9 protein-coding genes are annotated in these 17208 nt (G+C 65.9%); 4 read left to right on the forward strand and 5 right to left on the reverse strand.

Annotated elements, in window-relative coordinates:
* The first annotated feature begins 83 nt into the window (after positions 1-83).
* The 3 genes from QZY44_RS00550 to QZY44_RS00560 all read left to right on the forward strand — a co-directional run bounded on the left by QZY44_RS00550 (position 84) and on the right by QZY44_RS00560 (position 5021).
* Entirely contained in the window at positions 84-3044 is a 2961-nt protein-coding gene (locus QZY44_RS00550) for a tetratricopeptide repeat protein (protein WP_295440722.1), read from the forward strand.
* A 241-nt stretch (positions 3045-3285) separates the two neighbouring features.
* Positions 3286-3840 (forward strand): hypothetical protein, encoded by a 555-nt coding sequence (locus QZY44_RS00555; RefSeq protein ID WP_295440724.1) that lies wholly within the window; start codon positions 3286-3288, stop codon positions 3838-3840.
* A gap of 191 nt (positions 3841-4031) precedes the next feature.
* On the forward strand, positions 4032-5021 hold the full coding sequence (locus QZY44_RS00560; protein ID WP_295440727.1) for an adenosine kinase: 990 nt from the start codon (positions 4032-4034) through the stop codon (positions 5019-5021).
* 31 nt (positions 5022-5052) lie between these two features.
* Here QZY44_RS00560 and QZY44_RS00565 read toward each other — a convergent pair whose 3' ends face one another.
* The 5 genes from QZY44_RS00565 to QZY44_RS00585 form a co-directional block, all read right to left on the reverse strand.
* Positions 5053-7425: a protein kinase gene (locus tag QZY44_RS00565; protein WP_295440730.1), complete on the reverse strand. Its 2373-nt coding sequence runs from the start codon at positions 7423-7425 to the stop codon at positions 5053-5055.
* Positions 7426-8128: 703 nt separating this feature from the next.
* Entirely contained in the window at positions 8129-9034 is a 906-nt protein-coding gene (locus QZY44_RS00570; RefSeq protein WP_295440733.1) for a transglutaminase family protein, read from the reverse strand.
* Positions 9031-9993, reverse strand: coding sequence for an alpha-E domain-containing protein (locus tag QZY44_RS00575; protein WP_295440736.1), 963 nt, complete (start codon positions 9991-9993; stop codon positions 9031-9033). Before QZY44_RS00575 ends, QZY44_RS00570 begins: the two co-directional genes overlap by 4 nt.
* Before the next feature lies 1 nt (position 9994).
* A complete protein-coding gene (locus QZY44_RS00580) occupies positions 9995-11467 on the reverse strand; it encodes a circularly permuted type 2 ATP-grasp protein (RefSeq protein WP_295440738.1) in 1473 nt (490 codons plus the stop codon).
* Between the two features lie 834 nt (positions 11468-12301).
* The gene (locus tag QZY44_RS00585; RefSeq protein WP_295440741.1) at positions 12302-13489 is read right to left on the reverse strand and encodes an ATP-binding protein; all 1188 of its coding nucleotides are present in this window, start codon (positions 13487-13489) and stop codon (positions 12302-12304) included.
* Between the two features lie 360 nt (positions 13490-13849).
* On the opposite strand from QZY44_RS00585, the gene QZY44_RS00590 reads away from it, so the two are divergent.
* The coding region (locus QZY44_RS00590; protein WP_295440744.1) for a transglutaminase family protein at positions 13850-17208 on the forward strand (3359 nt) is incomplete at its 3' end.

Consider the following 17208-nt stretch of genomic DNA (forward strand, 5'->3'; position numbering starts at 1 on the left):
CTTTCGCGGCATACGTATTGCGTCCCGCCGACCACCCGGCAGCCTGGTAAGATCATCACACGACCGCCCCAGAGCCGCCCCCCATGCCCATCCGTGAGACGCCCAGCATCACCGAGAACGACCGCGCCCTGCGGCTCTTCACCGACCGCCTGGCCGAGCGGCGGCTGTTCGCGCGCTCTCTACATACGGACCCGCCCCCGGAGCGGCTGCTGTTCTTCCACGGCGACGGCGGCAACGGCAAGTCGCTGCTGCTCAAGCGGCTCGCCACCGGGTATTGCCGGCGCCTCGCACCGGCCGACTGGCAGCGGCTCGACGCCATCGCCGACGATGCCGCCTTCATCGCGGCCTTCGAGGCGGCGGGCGAGGCCGCCGAAGTGCCCTACCTCTATCACGACCTCGGCGCCGCGGACACCGGCGAGGACCGCCCGCGCGAGGACTGGTCGGCACTCTTGATGCTGCGCCGCGGGCTCGGCGCCCACCGGCTCAAGCTGCCGCTCTTCGACTACGCCGTCATGCGGTTCCTGCGCCAGCGCGGCCAACTCTCGCCCGAGCGCCTGAAGACGCTGTTCCCCCAGGAAGAGGCCGACTTCGCCGCCGCCCTCATCGACCTGCTGACCACCAGCTCCGCTGTCAGCCTCGCCACCAAGGTCATCGGCCTGTTCGGCAAGCACCTCAAGACCGATGCCGCACTCTGGTTGGCCAAGCGCGGACTGGACGAGGCGCGGCTGCGTACACTCCAGGCCATGGACCCCGGCTCCGAACTGCGCGACCAGCTCCCGCGCATCCTGGGCGAGGACCTGAACGCCGCCATGCAACTCCCCGGCGCCCCGCCGCGCCTGGTGCTGCTCATCGACACCCACGAGGCCTTCTGGGGCACCGAGCGCCACCTCCAGTCCACCGACTCCTATTTCCAGCGGGACGAATGGCTGCGCGTGCTGCTGGCCGAGCTCTATCGGCCCAACCGCGGTCTCGTCGTCGCCGTCGCCGGGCGCGAGCCGCCGCGCTGGGCCGAGGCCCCTGAGACCCCCATCCCCCGCGACCTCATCGACACCCAACTCGTCGGGCACCTGGAGCGCCCGGACGCGCAAGACTACCTGATCCACGCCCTGGAGCCCATGACCCGACCAACCCCGCCGCCGGACCAAGCGGCCCTACGCGCCGCCCTGATCCGCTGCGCCGAGGTCGAGCCCGGCCAGGTCCACCCGCTCTACCTGGGCCTGGCCGCCGATGTGGTCTTGCAGGCACACGCCCGCGGCGAGACCCTGACCGCCGACGACTTCGCCGCCGGACCGGACGTGGCCCCCGGTGACGGCCCGGCGGAATTCATGGCCGACAAGGGCCGCACCCTGGCCACCCGGCTGCTGCGCTACTGCCCGGAAGAGCTGGCCTACGCGGTCAAGGCACTGGCCGCCGCCCGCCGCTTCGACGCCGGGCTCTTCTATGACCTGGGCGAGCGGCTGCACTTCCACGCCACTGCCCCCGCCTTCCAGACCCTGACCGGTTTTTCATTCTGCTGGCGCGAGCCGCAGCCCGGGCGCGGGGGCTACCGCATCCACGAACTGCTGCGACGTGTACTCGCCGAACTGGCGGCCGAGGAGACACTGGCCGCCCATGCGGCACTGGAGGCGATCTTTCGCGAGCGGGCAGAGGCCGAGCCGGAGGCCGTTGCCGAAGCGATCTATCATGCCAATCGGCAGGAGTGGGAGCGGGGGTATCTGGAGTGGTTCCAGGTCATGAGCGAGGCGCTCGCCGACCTGCGCTATGGATTGGGTGAAACGCTTGCGGCTCTGCGGCCGGTGCTGCAATTGGAGACGCCGCACGCACGGGGGAGTGTTGCCATGCGGGTTGGCGAATTGGCCAACGCACGGTCCCAACACCAGATTGCCGCAGCGGCGCTGAGGGACGCGATTGATGGCTTCGACCGCGCGATCAGAGATGCGCCGGATCAGGTGAAGTCATACGCCAGCAAGGCCGCCACACTCTGCGCGCTCGGCGAACTGCGCGCGGGTCTGAGCGATCACGCGGGGGCCGAGACCGCCTTTACGGGCGCCATCGCCGCCGCTGACGAGGCCCTGACCCGGTCACCGGATGATCTCGCTGCCCAAGGCGTCAAGAACAACACGCTTGTCAGACTCGGCGAACTGCGCGCGAGCTTGAGCGACCACGCGGGGGCCGAGTCCGCCTATGCCTCCGCCATCGCCGCGTATGACGAGGCTTTGGGCCGGGCGCCAGATGACGTTGCGGCCAACAACAACAAGGGCAATGCGCTCTACAGCCTCGGCAACCTGCGCGCGGGCTTGAGCGATCACGCGGGAGCCGAGACCGCCTTTACCGCCGCCATCTCCGCCTATGACGAGGCCCTGACCCGGGCGCCGGAGCTCGTCCAGGCCCACAACAACAAGGGCAATGCGCTCTGGAGCCTCGGCGACCTACGCGCAGCCTTGAGCGATCACGCGGGGGCCGAGTCCGCCTATGCCGCCGCCATCGCCGCCTACGACGAGGCCCTGACCCGGGCACCGGATCTCGTCATGGCCCACAACAACAAGGGCAGCGCGCTCTGGAGCCTCGGCAACCTGCGCGCGGGTTTGAGCGATCACGCGGGGGCCGAGTCCGCCTATACCGCCGCCATCGCCGCCTTCGACGAGGCCCTGACTCGCGCGCCGGATGACGTCATGGCCTACCGAAAAAAGGGTATTGCGCAGGGGTGCCTCGGCGACCTGCGCGCGGGCTTGAACGATCACGCGGGGGCGGACTCCGCCTATACGGCCACGATCTCCGCCTGCGACGAGGCATTGACCCGGGCGCCGGATGACGTCACGGCCCAACGCCTTAAGGGGTTCGTACTCGGCAACAAGGGCGTGTGCCTACGCCAACTCGCCGATCTGGAGATCACCCGCGGCAACCCAGCCGCCGCCTGCGCCTCGCTCCGGGCCGCCAAGACCCTCTTGGACCGCGCCCTCACCCTGGCCCCGAACAACCAGGAGATCGCCACCGAGGCCGCCCTGGTCGAGCACCTGCTCCACCAACATTGCCCGCCGTCCTGAGCCGGCGGATTGGGATAGCCATGAATCAATCCGTGAGCCCATTCTGTGGCCTTGAGCGTGGTTCCGGCCACTGGAGGCTTTGCCGTGAAAGTCAGGCCGGGACCCGGTGGGAGCGGCTTCAGCCGCGACCCGACCTCACATGCGGCCGTGGCCTCGTCGCGGCTGAAGCCGCTCCGACGGGCGAACTGCATCACGGCCGAAGGGATTCGGCTGTGAGCGCCGGCGCAGCCGAGTAGAACCTATGCCACCACGCATCCAAGACAAACTCGCCGCGATCATCGCGGAGATCGACAGCACCGGACACGCGAATACCACGCGCCTCACGGTACTCAAGAAGTGGTTTGAACACCCCAGGCGCCTGCGCGCCTTCGGGCTCTGGGTCGCGGAGCGGGCCGCCGCCCGCGGGGACGCGGCAACGGGCGAGACCGCGGAGTTATTCGCAGAGGCGCGCGCCCTGCTGACGGAGCGCCCCCTGTCCGAACCGATGCCCGGGTGGACCGCCACCGAAGTGCTGCAACGGCGCCTGGTGGCCTTCCAAAATACCTTTAGGGATCACCCGTGGGGGCGGGTACGCATCATCAAGAACAAGGACCTACTGCTCATTGAAGAGGGCCTCGCCCTCTACCTGGGCCAGCGGCGTACGCCTTATGACGGCTACCGGCTGGCGGCAGATGACTGCGAGCACTATGACCCACACTTCGGCACGAACCTGAATGGACCCGCGCGGGAGCGAGTGACCGCCCTCATCGCCTTCGTGACAACGACCGAGGCGCGCGAAGGCGAGTCGCTTGACTAACCCCCGCACAACACCCGCACCGGCCCGAAGCTGCGCCGATGCTCCGGGCAGGGTCCGAGACTGATCTGGTGCCCAAGCGCCGCGTGGCCATCCAGCCCGGGCGCTCCGCGTCCCGCCTGCCCCACTGCCCCCGCCCCGGCGCGCTTATGCGGTAAACTGCCGCGCTTTGACCCACAGACCCTGGAGACCCAATGGCGCGCTATCACGTTTACGGCATCGGCAATGCCCTGGTGGACATGGAATATGAGGTGGACCCCGCGGATCTCGCGGTGCTCGGGATCGACCAGGGCGTGATGACCCTGGTGGACGAGGCCAAGCAGTTGGAGATCATGCTGCACCTGGGCACACACCACCACGAGCGCGCCTCCGGGGGCTCCGCGGCCAACACCGTCATCGGGCTCAGCCAGTTCGGCGGCAGCGCCTACTATTCCTGCAAGGTGGCGGACGACGAGTTGGGCCATTTCTACATGCGCGACCTGCTCGAGGGTGGCGTGGACACCAACCACCACACCGAGAAGGAGCAGGGCCACACCGGGCGCTGCGTGGTGCTGGTGACGCCCGACGGCGACCGCACCATGTGTACCTTCCTGGGGGTCAGCGGCAACCTCTCGACCAACGAACTGGTGGAGGAGGCACTGCGCGACTCGGACTGGTTCTATACCGAGGGCTATCTGGTCACCTCCCCCGCCGCCCGCGCCGCCTCGATCCTGGCGCGCCAGATCGCCGAGGCGGCCGGCGTGCGCACCGCCATCTCGCTGTCCGACCCCAACATGGTCACCTATTTCAAGGACGGGCTCCTGGACATGATCGGCCCCGGCATGGACCTGATCTTCGCCAACGAGGCGGAGGCCATGGGGATGGCCGGCACCACGGATCTCATGACGGCGGTGGACTATCTGAAGACCATCGGCCGGGAGTTCGCCATCACCCGCGGGGCCAAGGGCGCCCTGGTGTGGGACGGCCAGGGGCTGATCGAGATCGCCGGCAACAAGGTGGAGGTGGTGGACACCGTCGGCGCCGGTGACATGTTTGCCGGGGCCTTCCTCTACGGCCTCACGCAGGGCTGGGACCACCAGCGCGCTGGCGACCTGGCCTCCGCCGCCTCCGCGCGCTTGGTCACCACACTGGGGCCACGTATTGCGCGGGAGGAGACCCAGACGGTCCTGAAAGGATTCGTCTGAGTTGAACGCCACCTGGGCGGGCACCGGCTGATCAGTGTTGATTTGCCAGCCGGTCGCGCAGCTCCTGAGTCTCGGGCGCTTGCGGATCCCACTTGGTCAGATCATCCAGGATCTGCTTGGCCAGTTCCGAATGACGGTGCTCCAAGAAGGCACGGGCCGCGGCCTGCAGTATCACGGTCTGCTGCTGCCGGAAAGCATCGACGGCGCCCGCTCGATCCAATCCCTTCACCTCATCCAGTGCCCGGCGGGCGGCCACGATATTGCGTTTTTCCATAAACTTTTGTGCCGCCGCCAACTGGACCTGCACCTTCTTGCGATCGCTCGGGTCGGCGGCGCCTTGGCGCTGCGCTGCCGCCTCACGCTCCGCGGCCGCTTGTGCGAAACCCTCACGCTCACGGGCCGCGCGCTGTGCCGCCAGCTCGTCCAGGGATTTCTGCGCCGCCTCCTGGTGCCCGCAACCGTTTGCCGCACAGGCATCCAGATAGGCACGGTAGGCCGCCTCAGTGTTGGCCGCCTGCGCGGTACTCATAGCGCGGTCATCGGCCGCTTGGCGCTCGGCGGTCTGACGTTCGGCTGCCGCCCGGCGCGCGTTTGCCTCACGTTCGGCTGCCGCTTGGCGTTCTGCAGCCTCACGTTCGGCCACTGCCTGGCGTTCCACGGCCTCACGTCCGGCTGCCGCCTGGCGCTCCGTGGCCCCCTGCGCCAGCCGCTCCCGCTCGGCACGTTCGTGGGCCTCGCGGTCCACCACCAGCGCGTCCAGGGCTTCCTGGGCCTCCGCCTGATGCCCGCAACCGTTCGCCACACAGCCATCGAGATAGGTGCGGTACGCCGCCTCGGTCTTGGCCCACCGAGCGATCTTGAAGGCACGGTCATCGGCGCCTTGGCGCTCGGCTGCCGCCTGGCGCTCCGCTGGCGTCTGCCCCAAGCGTTCGCGCTCACCGCGCTCGCGCGTCGCGCGCTGCGCCGCCAGATCGCTCAGGTGTTGTAGGGCCTCCGCCTGGTGCCCACAACCGGTCGCCGGACAAGCGCTCAGATAGCTTTGGTAAGCCGCCTCGGTATTGGTCGCCAGCGCCGTCTGAAAGGCCCGGTCATCGGCGGTTGGGCGCTGCGCCGCCTCGCGCGCCGCAGACAGCGCACTCAACTGCTGGCGTGCCTGGGCCTCGTGCACACAACCGTGCGCCGCACAGGTCGCCAGATAGGCCCCGTACGCCGCCTCGGTATTGCCGTCGCGTGCGACCTGGAAGGCCTGCTCATCGGCGTTCGTCGGCTGGCGCGGAACCAGCCAGAGCGCGAGTACGGCGCCGACGGCCAGGACGGCCAGGACGGCTGCCACCGCGATGATGACCCCGCTGCGCGCCTTCGCGCCCCCGGCCGGCTTCTTCACACCAGCCGCGACGCCGGGCCGCAAATGCGTGACCGCGGGCCAACGAATCAGCAGTTCATCCAGGTTTGCGGGTCGGCGCGCCGGATCAGGTTCCAGCATGGCGGCCAGCCAGGGTTGGATGACGGCCGGTATCTTTGACAGATCCGGCACCGTCAGGCGGGCACGCATGGCGTCACCGAAATTGTTGCCCATATCCAGGGGGCGACCCAAGGCGACGGCGGCGAGCACCAGCCCCAAGCTGTAGATGTCGGTGCGCGCGTCGACCGCCCCGCCAAACATTCCGAACTGCTCGGGGGCGGCGAAGCGCAGCTTACCGGCGAAGGAATCCCCGATGATGGTCTGCTGGGTCGGGTCGGTGAGCTTGCTGAGCCCGAAATCGATGAGCTTGGCGTTCTCCACCCGCTCGCCGGGCATGATCACATTGTCCGGTGAGATGTCACGGTGGATGGCCCCCCGGCGATGGGCCTCGGCCAATCCAGCGGCAAGCCGGTCGCGCAGCGTCATCACCTCATCCGGGGCGAGCGGCCCCTGGTGCAGCCGCTCCGCCAGTGAGGCCCCCTCCACGAATTCCATGACCAGATAGTCACGCCCCTTGGCGTCGCGCACGAATCCCTCGTAGCTGACGATCGCATCGTGATGCACGCCGCGCAAGACCTTGGCCTCCCGGTAGAAGAGGTCCATGACCTGGTGGTTGGCCGCCATTGAGGGGCGGATCACCTTGACCGCATGCAGGCTGCCGAGTCCGGCGTGCTGGGCCAGGTAGACCTCGCCCATCCCGCCGCCCCCCAACAGGCGCTCCACCCGGTAGGTGTTGACCAGCAGGGTACCGGGGAGGATGCCGCCGGGGGGGAGTGAGGTCTCAGCCGGGGGTTGGGACGCTCCGCTGCCCGGCGCCGCGGAGTTGGTCGCGGACGGGTCCGGGTGGCGTTCCGGTTCGGCCGCCACCTGAGGGTCGGATTGGATATGGGTCGCCTGCGGGTCCACCCCGGCGCCGCTGCCCTTGGTCAGTTCATCGTTCATCTGCCCCAGTTCGCTCCTGTCAGGTATCCCCTGGAATGACCGGTCGCGCGCGGGGACCTGGAGAATCAAGGATAACCGTACTCCCCGCAACGTCGGCTGCCGGCCGGCCACGCGCGCAAACCATTGTAGCCGAGCACTCCCGCCACGGGCGCCCCACCGGCGCCCTGGGTCAGAGCAAACGCGCATCCGCGTAATGCAGAGGCACGCTACACTCACCCAATCGCTAAGAATACCCCATACGGCCATACGACTGCGGCTGGAGTGCGGGTCGAGGGCTGGCAGGGACGGCGGGCGCTCCCTGGTAGGGGTTGCGGGGCCGCGCGGCGGCGTCCAGTTCCGGCCAGACGACGAACAGGGTACAGGTGGGATCAGAAAGGCCGACCGATCGGCCGTGCGGGCGGCACCACCAGCCCGACCACCCCGCCGCGCCCCGGGTCCCAGGCCCCGGGCCGTTGAAGCCGCGCCCCACCAGGGCACGCTCCACGTCGAGATGAACCCAACCCCTGGCGTTCTCGCCCCGGCGGGGTCGGCGGGCGTCCTCCTCCGGACCTGCGGGGAAGCAGAAGCAGTGGACCAGGAGATTCAGCTACGCGTCCGGGCCCCGGATGAAGAGCGGTGCCGGGATGGCGCCCGCCGGAGCCGCCCCGGCGAGTCTCAGACCTGAGCGGCGGGCACACCGCGACCCAACCGAGCGCTCGTGAACTCAAACGCCTGGGGCGCCGTCCAGGCGGGTCACACTGAGGGTCGCGGTCAGCTCCGGGCGGTCCCCGGAACCCTTGCTGGTGTGCCGCAGGGGGCTGACGTCGCCCGCGTCGCGTCCCACAGCGACCCGGATGTAGGTGTCGTCGGCTAGCAGGCCGAAGGCGGGGTCGAAGCCGCGCCAACCGGCCCCAGGGACCAAGGCCTCCGCCCAATGGTGCAGCATCTGGGGACGCGGCGGCGTGCCCGCCGGGGCCTCGTCGTCTGGGTCGAACCAGGCGGCATCCTGGTAGCCGGAGACGAAGCGGGCCGGCAGCCCCCAGCCCCGCAGTAGGGCGATCAGCAGGTGGGCCAGGTCCGCGGCGGTGCCCTCGCGCGCCTGGAACAGAACATCCAGGTCGGTGACCGACTCGGCCTCCTGTGGGGCGAAGGCCGCAAGCGCATGGACCCAGGCGAAGGCGTCCTGGATCTGCGTGAGCACCGGCACCCCCTCCTGCCAGACCGGCGTCGGGCGCTCCGCAATCAACTCGGGGAGCTTGGGTGTCAGGCGCCCCTGGTGGTAGACGAAGTCCCACAGACGCGGGGCCTGGTGCATGCTATCGAGCAGCCAGGCGCGCTCCCGGGCCGGGTTCAGAACATCGAAGTCAAAGGGATTCGACAGCCGGGTCTCGACCTCGGCGGTAAGTGTGAACCGCAGTTCTCGGTGGGCATCGAGCACGGCGAAGTGGTGCGCCAGGTTACCGAAGCCGTCATAGCGGGCGACCGGGTCGGCGTGCGGCGAGACACGCAGGTCTAGACGCGTGAGTGATTGACTGCCGTCCTCCCAGGGCGCCAGGCGAATCTGGCAATGGTGCTCCCGCACCGGGGTGGGGAAGCGGATGTCGCAGTTGCGTTCGATCCGGTACCTCAAGACACGTCTCCCAGGTGCGCCTCGAAATAGTCCGCTTGCAGCGCGGTGGCGAGCCCTGCCAACAAGGCCAGGTAGCAATCGAGATACTCATGCAGCCCCTGGTCCAGGATGGCATGCGCAGTGGCCACGGCCAAGTGTTGCCGCAGGGCCTGCAGGGCCTGCGGCACCTCGCCCCGTTCGACCAGGCCGATGCGCGCAAGCGCCCGCTCCATGCCATTCAAACAATAGGTGAGAGAGCGCGGAAAATCCGGGTTGAGGATAGTGAACTCCACGACCTCGATGGGACGAATGCCGCCATGGTATTGGCGGCGATAGGCATCGAACCCGGAGAGTGACTTGAGCAACGCCCCCCATTGATAATAGTCCAGAGACGAACCCACCAGACTGAGATCCGGTAGCAACAGGTGGTAGCGCACATCCAGGATGCGGGCGGTCATGTCAGCGCGCTCCAGTAGCGTGCCAAGCACGGTGAAACCGTAGGCCTCGCCGCGGATCATGGTGCTCTGGGCAAGTCCGTAGAAGGTCGCAACCTCCCGGTGGACATGGGCATAGAACTCCGCTGCCCGCCAGGGCTGGAGGGTGGTCTTCAGATGCTTGTCGACCGACAGCCAGAATTCGTTGATCGCCTCCCACATCGCGCTGGAGATGCGGTCACGCACCACCCGGGCGTTCTCCCGGGCGAGTCGCACACTGTTGTAGAGTGAACCCGGATTGTCCTTTTCCTGCGTCAGCAGATGAATGACCCGCGGCACCGTCACCCGCTTGTCCGGATAGCGCACCGGATAGATCTCGTCGGCACCCACGATGTTGAGCAGCGGCTGCCACTGCATCTCTTCGGTAGCGCCTTCATCCGCTTCCAGCATGTAGACGACATTGATATCCAGGATGCGTGCGGTATCGTCCGCACGCTCCAGGTTGCGTGTCATCCAATACAGCGATTCGCCGATACGACTCAACATGTCAGTCAGCCAGGACCCAGGTGTCTTTGCTGCCGCCGCCCTGGGACGAATTGACCACCAAGGACCCCTTGGTCAGGGCCACGCGCGTGAGTCCACCGGGGACCACCTCAATGTCGCTCCCGTAGATGATGAAGGGGCGCAGATCCAGGTGGCGGGACTCCAGTTCACCGTCCAGATAACAGATGTGCCGCGACAACTGCACCACCGGTTGGGCGATGTAGTTGCGCGGGTTGTCATGGATCTTCTTGACGAACTCGGCGCGCTGGGCGGCGGTGGACGCCGGCCCCATCAGCATCCCGTAGCCGCCGGACTCGGCCACCGCCTTGATCACCATCCGCTCCATGTTGTCCAGCACATAGGCGCGGTCCTGTTGGTCGGTCATCTGGTAGGTAGGCACGTTCTGTAAGATCGGCGCCTCCCCCAGGTAATAGCGGATGATCTCGGGGACATAGGCATAGACCGCCTTGTCGTCGGCGATGCCGCTGCCCGGGGCGTTCACCAGGGCCACATTGCCGGCACGCCAGGCATCGATGATGCCCGCGACCCCCAAGGTGGAATCGGCCCGAAAGACCAGGGGGTCCAGGAAGTCGTCGTCGACCCGCCGGTAGACCACGTCGACCCGGCGCAGCCCGCGGGTGGTCTTGAGGTAGACCTTATCGTTCTCGCACACCAGGTCCCGCCCCTCGGCCAGTTCCACACCCATCTCCTTGGCCAGGAAGGTGTGTTCGAAATAGGCCGAGTTGTAGATGCCGGGAGTCAGGACCACGATCGTAGCCTCGTCCGGGCCGCGGGGGGAGAGGAAGCGCAGTGCCTGGAGCAGCAGGGCCGGATAGTGTTCAACCCGGCGCACCTTGTAGCGGGCAAAGAACTCCGGGAGGATGCGCCGCTCCACGATCCGGTTCTCGATCATGTAGGAGACGCCGGAGGGCGTGCGCAGATTGTCCTCCAGGACCAGATAGCGCCCCGCCTCATCACGGATCAGGTCCACCCCGCTGATGTGGGTATAGATGTCGTGTGGCGGATCGATGTCCATGATCTCGCGGCGGAAGTCCTTGCCGCGGTAGATCAGTTCGGGCGGCACGACCCCGTCTTTCAGTATCCGCTGGCCGTGGTAGAGGTCCTTCAGGAACAGGTTGAGCGCCCGGATACGCTGCTTGAGCCCCGCCTCCAGCATGGTCCATTCGTCCGCCGTGATGATGCGCGGCAGGATATCGAAGGGCCAGACACGTTCGATCCCCTCGTCTTGGTCGGAGTAGACGGTAAAGGTCACACCCTCGGTGTGCAGGGCAAGGTGCGCCTCGCGCGCCTTGGCACCGAGCATCTGCTGCCCGGTGCCCTGGATGTGCTCCCACATGGGGCGATAGTGCTCGCGCGGCAGAAAATTGTCGCTGTAGAACTCGTGGTAGGCCATCGCGGGGCCAGCCTGTTGGGACTGGGTCTGGCCGCCGCCACCGGATTGGAATTGCCTCAGCATGGTGCGGGCTCCTCGTGGCTTGGGGATCTTACCTGGCATTAAAGCATGAAATATGCCAAAGATCGAACGGCTGCGCCCGGTCGTTCCGCGGCGGCTGCAACCCCGCACCGGACCCGTCTCATCGTAGTCTTGGTCAGGTCGTGCCCTCAGTCACCCGCCCCAAGATCGCACAATCGGCGCCGCCGCCGGGCCGAAACAGTGCAACCCGCTGGGCCACACGGCAACCCCTGTACCCAAGGTGAGATTCGCGAACGAGCACGCAGTGCCTTCGACTCGCGAACGGCAGTCGTAATCAGGGTCTCGGTCGGCGACCCTCTAAAATATCGCGAAGACCGGCAAGGGAGAGAACGTCCGCCCGCCGACGCTCAAGAAGTTCCCTCGGAAAGAGACCACCGTAGCTCTCCGCTTGTGTCGGCCTGCCGCTCAACAATGGGTGCAAAAGCTGCTTGCACGCCTGATTCGTATCGAGCGCTTGGCGCTCGATAATTTGGAGCAGCAAACCTTCTAGACACGGAGATGCCGGAATTAGGTGAATCCGGTGTTTCCGCGCCAACGCTAGTGTCTTTGAAGGCCATTCAAGATCCGTGTCCAGAAGAGCAGCTCTAATATCGAAGGCTGCATTGCGAGAATGCCCAACGGCACACTCCACGACATTATTTGGTCCTTTGCCATGAGCGTCGCGTACTGTCACAGAAATCCCACACCAACGGGGCACATGGAGGCGTTTCAGATAATTCAGAAAGGCGCAGTCACAGGCACCCTCGCCAATCAGCAGGATCGCGGTCTGAGCGCATCGGATAGTGGTCTGAGCACATCCGGTAATGACCACGGACCCTAAACCCCAGGGACTGCGCCGTAGGCCCCGGCCATGTACTTCGCATACAGGTTATCGTCGGCTCGCACCCCGCGCATGGTGTCTATGCGCCACGCATGACTGAACAGCCCCGCATCTTTCTCTACCAACATGACCTGAGCCTTAGTCAATAAATTAAGGACTTCTGATGCGTGGCAGGTAAATATAACCTGCGCATTGTATGGATTAATCTCTGGATCCAGGAATAAACCCAAGAGAGGGTGTAGCATATGGGGGTGAAGGTTTGCCTCCAACTCATCTATCACCGCCACGCCACCCGACATCAGGACGGGCAGGATCTGTGACAACAGCACAAATGCGCTTTGGGTTCCGCTGGACTCCTGCATCAGCAACTGCTCGACCTTCCGTTCGCCATTGCGATGAACTGCAAAGGGTAGATCAACCTCGGCCTTGGTCCCGCTGGACGGCTCCGTCGTCGCAATCTTCCGGAAAACGACATCGGCGAGACCGAGGTCCCAATCCTTAAGTAGATCAACCATCCGTAGTCGCAACCGCCCCGTGCGCTTGAAAACCTCCATAGCATTGACAATGACAAGACCGTCGAGGGAATTTCGCCCGGAGAATTCGACGTTGGAACGGAAGGATAGCCCGGCGAACTGCACTGCCAAGGGAACCCCGTACTGGGCCGCCGTGCTGATTAAGGAGGCATTCTGACGCACCTTGCCAGCCTCGCGTGCGCTAAACCCAAATCCCTGCTGCGTAATGTCATAATTCTTGGTCTTGGGGTTCCACTCTCGCACGAAGACAAAACTGAAAGAGCGACTGGTTTTCTTGTATAAGGCCTCGCGCAAAACCCGCTCCGGGATCAGCTCGAGCTCATAGCGCCAAATGTCCCCAGCCATATCACCAATTAGTTGAAAAGTACTGGTACTCGAATCGGCAAAAAAATGCGAGTCGATCGGTATCTTTGCGTCGGGCTTCACCTGAAAAGAGCCGCCGACAAACCAGTTGAGAAATGCCAGTGGTTTCAGTAGATTGGTCTTGCCACTGGCGTTGGCGCCAACCACTGCCATGACTTTGGACAGACGAGCCCCCGACGCATTTTGGGCGATCAGTCCGCTGTCTTGAACATGACGATTGACCTGGAACGAGACCTCGGTTTCGTCCAGAAAAGAAAAGGCATTGGCAAAACGGTAACTGTGCAGCATGCGGGGAACCTTACCACAGATAATCGACATTTCAACGATATTTTGTCGAAATGTGGCTTTAGGCTGACTTTTCAAGTGCTCCCTGCCAAACCCGCGATACCTGACGTGCCCGCCGAAGCGCGCCTTGTGGGGGCGCCAAGTGTATGCGCCAGGACTAGATGCGATCTGCGACGGACCATGTAACCGCCTTCCGAAACTCATCTTCTTGTGACCCAAGCCCCTGATCCATCGCCCCGTCTTGGGGCACAAACCGTCATGGACGCGGGCGACCCAGCCCGTTACCATGGGCTGTTATACTGGAACAAATCCTGCGTCCCCGCCCTATTGCCTGCGCCCAACCTCGGAGTCCGGACCCCCTCCATGTCGATCCTCGTCCAGATCAATCATAAGACCGAATATCAGTTCGACCGCCCGGTGAACCTGTCTCCCCATGTGGTGCGGCTGCGCCCGGCCGCCCACTGCCGCACCCCGATCCGCGCCTACTCGCTGAAGATCGAACCGGCCGAGCACTTCCTCAACTGGCAACAGGACCCCTTCGGTAACTACCTGGCGCGGTTGGTCTTCCCGGAGAAGATGCGCAAGTTCTCGGTGGAAGTGGACGTGATCGCAGAGATGCTCACGATCAACCCCTTCGACTTCTTCCTGGAGGAGTACGCCTACAATTTCCCCTTCGTGTATGACGAGCAGCTCCGCAAGGAGTTGGCGCCCTACATGGAGATCAAGGAGCGCGGCCCGCTGCTCACCAAGTGGCTGACCGGGGTCGACCGCACGCCGCGGGAGACGGTCTATTTCCTGGTCGACATCAACCAGCGGCTCCAGGAAACCATCGGCTATGTGATCCGCATGGAGCCCGGCATCCAGACCTGCGAGCAGAGCCTGGGGCTGGCCAAGGGGTCCTGCCGGGACTCTGCCTGGGTGCTGGTGCAGGTGCTGCGTCACTTGGGATTCGCCGCGCGCTTCGTCTCCGGTTATCTGGTGCAGCTCACCGCGGACCAGAAGTCCTTGGACGGTCCCTCGGGGCCGGAGAAGGATTTCACCGACCTACATGCCTGGACCGAGGTCTACTGCCCCGGTGCCGGTTGGATCGGGCTGGACCCCACCTCCGGGCTCTTCGCCGGCGAGGGTCACATCCCGCTCGCCTGCTCGCCCGACCCCTCCAGCGCGGCCCCCATCACCGGGGCCATGGACAAGTGCGAGGTGGAATTTTATTTCCACAACGAGGTTCGGCGTATCCACGAGGACCCGCGGGTCACCAAGCCCTACACCGATGAGCAGTGGACGGCCATCGAGGACCTGGGCCACACGGTCGACGCGGAGCTGAAGGCCAACGACGTGCGCCTGACCATGGGCGGCGAACCCACCTTCGTCTCCATCGACGACATGGAGGGGGCCGAGTGGAACATCGCCGCACTCGGGCCCACCAAGAAGGGCCTGGCCGAGGACCTGTTGCTGCGACTCAAGGGTCACTATGCCCCAGGCGGGCTCTTACATATAGGCCAGGGTAAGTGGTACCCCGGGGAGCAACTCCCGCGCTGGGCGCTCTCCTGCTACTGGCGCAAGGACGGGCAGCCGGTGTGGCGCGATCCCGCGCTGTTCGGCCTGGAGAGTGAGGATTACGGTCACGGCCCCGAGCAGGCGGCGACCTTCATCCGCACCCTGGCCAAGTATCTGGGCGTGGACCCGGCGCATGCCGAGCCGGCCTACGAGGACGTCTGGTTTTACCTGTGGAAGGAACAACGGCTGCCGGCCAATGTCGACCCGCTCGATAACAAGCTCAAGGACCCCAATGAGCGCAAGCGCCTCGCCCGGCTCTTCGACCAGGGGCTGAACCAGACCGCCGGTTACGCCCTGCCGCTGCGCTGGTGGGGTTTCGGCGATCAGGGCGGCTGGAAGAGCGGTAAGTGGACCTTCCGCGACGGGCGTCTGTTCCTGGTCCCCGGCGACTCACCCATGGGTTTCCGCCTGCCGCTCGACAGCCTGCCCTACCTGCCGGAGGCCGAGCTGGACCAGGTGCCGGAGCGCAACCCCTTCGAACCGGTCAGCTCCTTGCGCTCGCCCACCGACGAGGTCACGCGCCGCTACAGCCAGGTGGTGCAGCCGGCCCAACCCCCGCAGCCCCTGCGCGAGCAGGGCAACGACCCGCGGGCCATCGCCGCGCGTTATGGCCGCCTGACCCCGGCGGACAATTCGCACCAGTCGCTGCACCCCCAGGTCGCCCTGCCGGACGAACTACACCCGGATCTGGTGCGCACCGCGCTCTGCATCGAGGCGCGCGAGGGTCGGCTCTACTGCTTCCTGCCGCCGCTGACCCACTTGGAGCACTGGCTGGACCTAGCCCTGTGTCTGGAGGACACGGCCGCGGAACTCAAGATGCCCATCATCATTGAGGGCTATGAGCCGCCGCGCGACCACCGGCTGCAAAAGCTCGCTGTCACCCCCGACCCGGGCGTGATCGAGGTCAACATCCACCCGGCCGAGTCCTGGGACGACCTGGTGCGCGACATCAATATCCTCTATGCAGAGGCGCGCCTCGCCCGGCTCGGCACCGAGAAGTTCATGCTCGACGGGCGCCACACCGGCACCGGCGGCGGCAACCATGTGACCTTGGGCGGCCCCACCCCGGCGGACAGCCCGCTCTTGCGCCGGCCGGATCTCGTGCAGAGCCTGATCACCTACTGGCAGCACCACCCGAGCCTGTCCTATCTCTTCTCCGGCATGTTCATCGGCCCCACCAGCCAGGCCCCGCGGGTGGACGAGGCGCGCGACGACCGGCTCTATGAGCTGGCCATCGCCTTCCAGCAGATGCCCAAAGGCGAGGTCGCCCAGCCCTGGATCGTCGACCGGGTGCTGCGCAACCTGTTGACCGACGTCACCGGCAACACCCACCGCACCGAGTTCTGCATCGACAAGCTCTACTCGCCGGACAGCGCGTCCGGACGGCAGGGCATCGTCGAGTTCCGCGGCTTCGAGATGCCGCCGCATGCGCGCATGAGCCTGGCGCAGATTGCGCTGCTGCGCACCCTGGTCGCGCGCTTCTGGAAGGAACCCTATGTCCGCAAGCCGGTGCGCTGGGGTACCGAACTGCACGACCGCTTCCTGCTGCCGCACTTCGCCCGGGTGGACTTCGAGGACGTGATCTGTGACCTGCGGCGTGCCGGCTACCCCTTCGAGGCCGCCTGGTTCGACCCCTTCTTCGAGTTCCGCTTCCCGCACTACGGGGACCTGGCGACGGAGAACGGCATCCACATGGAACTGCGCGCGGCCATCGAGCCCTGGCATGTGCTGGGTGAGGAGGTCACCGCGCAAGGGACCTCCCGCTTTGTCGACTCATCGGTCGAGCGGATGCAGGTCAAGGTCAACGGCATGGTCGGCGACCGTCATGTGCTCGCCTGCAACGGACGGCGCGTGCCGCTACGCCCCACCGGGCGCAAGGCGGAGTTCGTGGCCGGCATCCGTTTCAAGGCCTGGAGCCCGCCCTCCGGTCTGCACCCGACCATCCCGGCCCAGGGTCCGCTGGTCTTCGAGATCGTCGACACCTGGAACCGCGCGAGTCTGGGCGGCTGCACCTACTATGTCGCCCACCCGGGCGGGCGTAGTGAGTCGAACTTCCCGGTCAACAGCTATGAGGCGGAATCGCGGCGTATTGCCCGCTTCCGGCTCATGGGCCATACGCCGGGGATCATCGACGCACCGGCGGAGGAGCCGGCCGGGGAGCATCC

This window comes from uncultured Thiodictyon sp. (assembly GCA_903837595.1).
Classification (GTDB): Bacteria; Pseudomonadota; Gammaproteobacteria; order Chromatiales; family Chromatiaceae; genus Thiodictyon.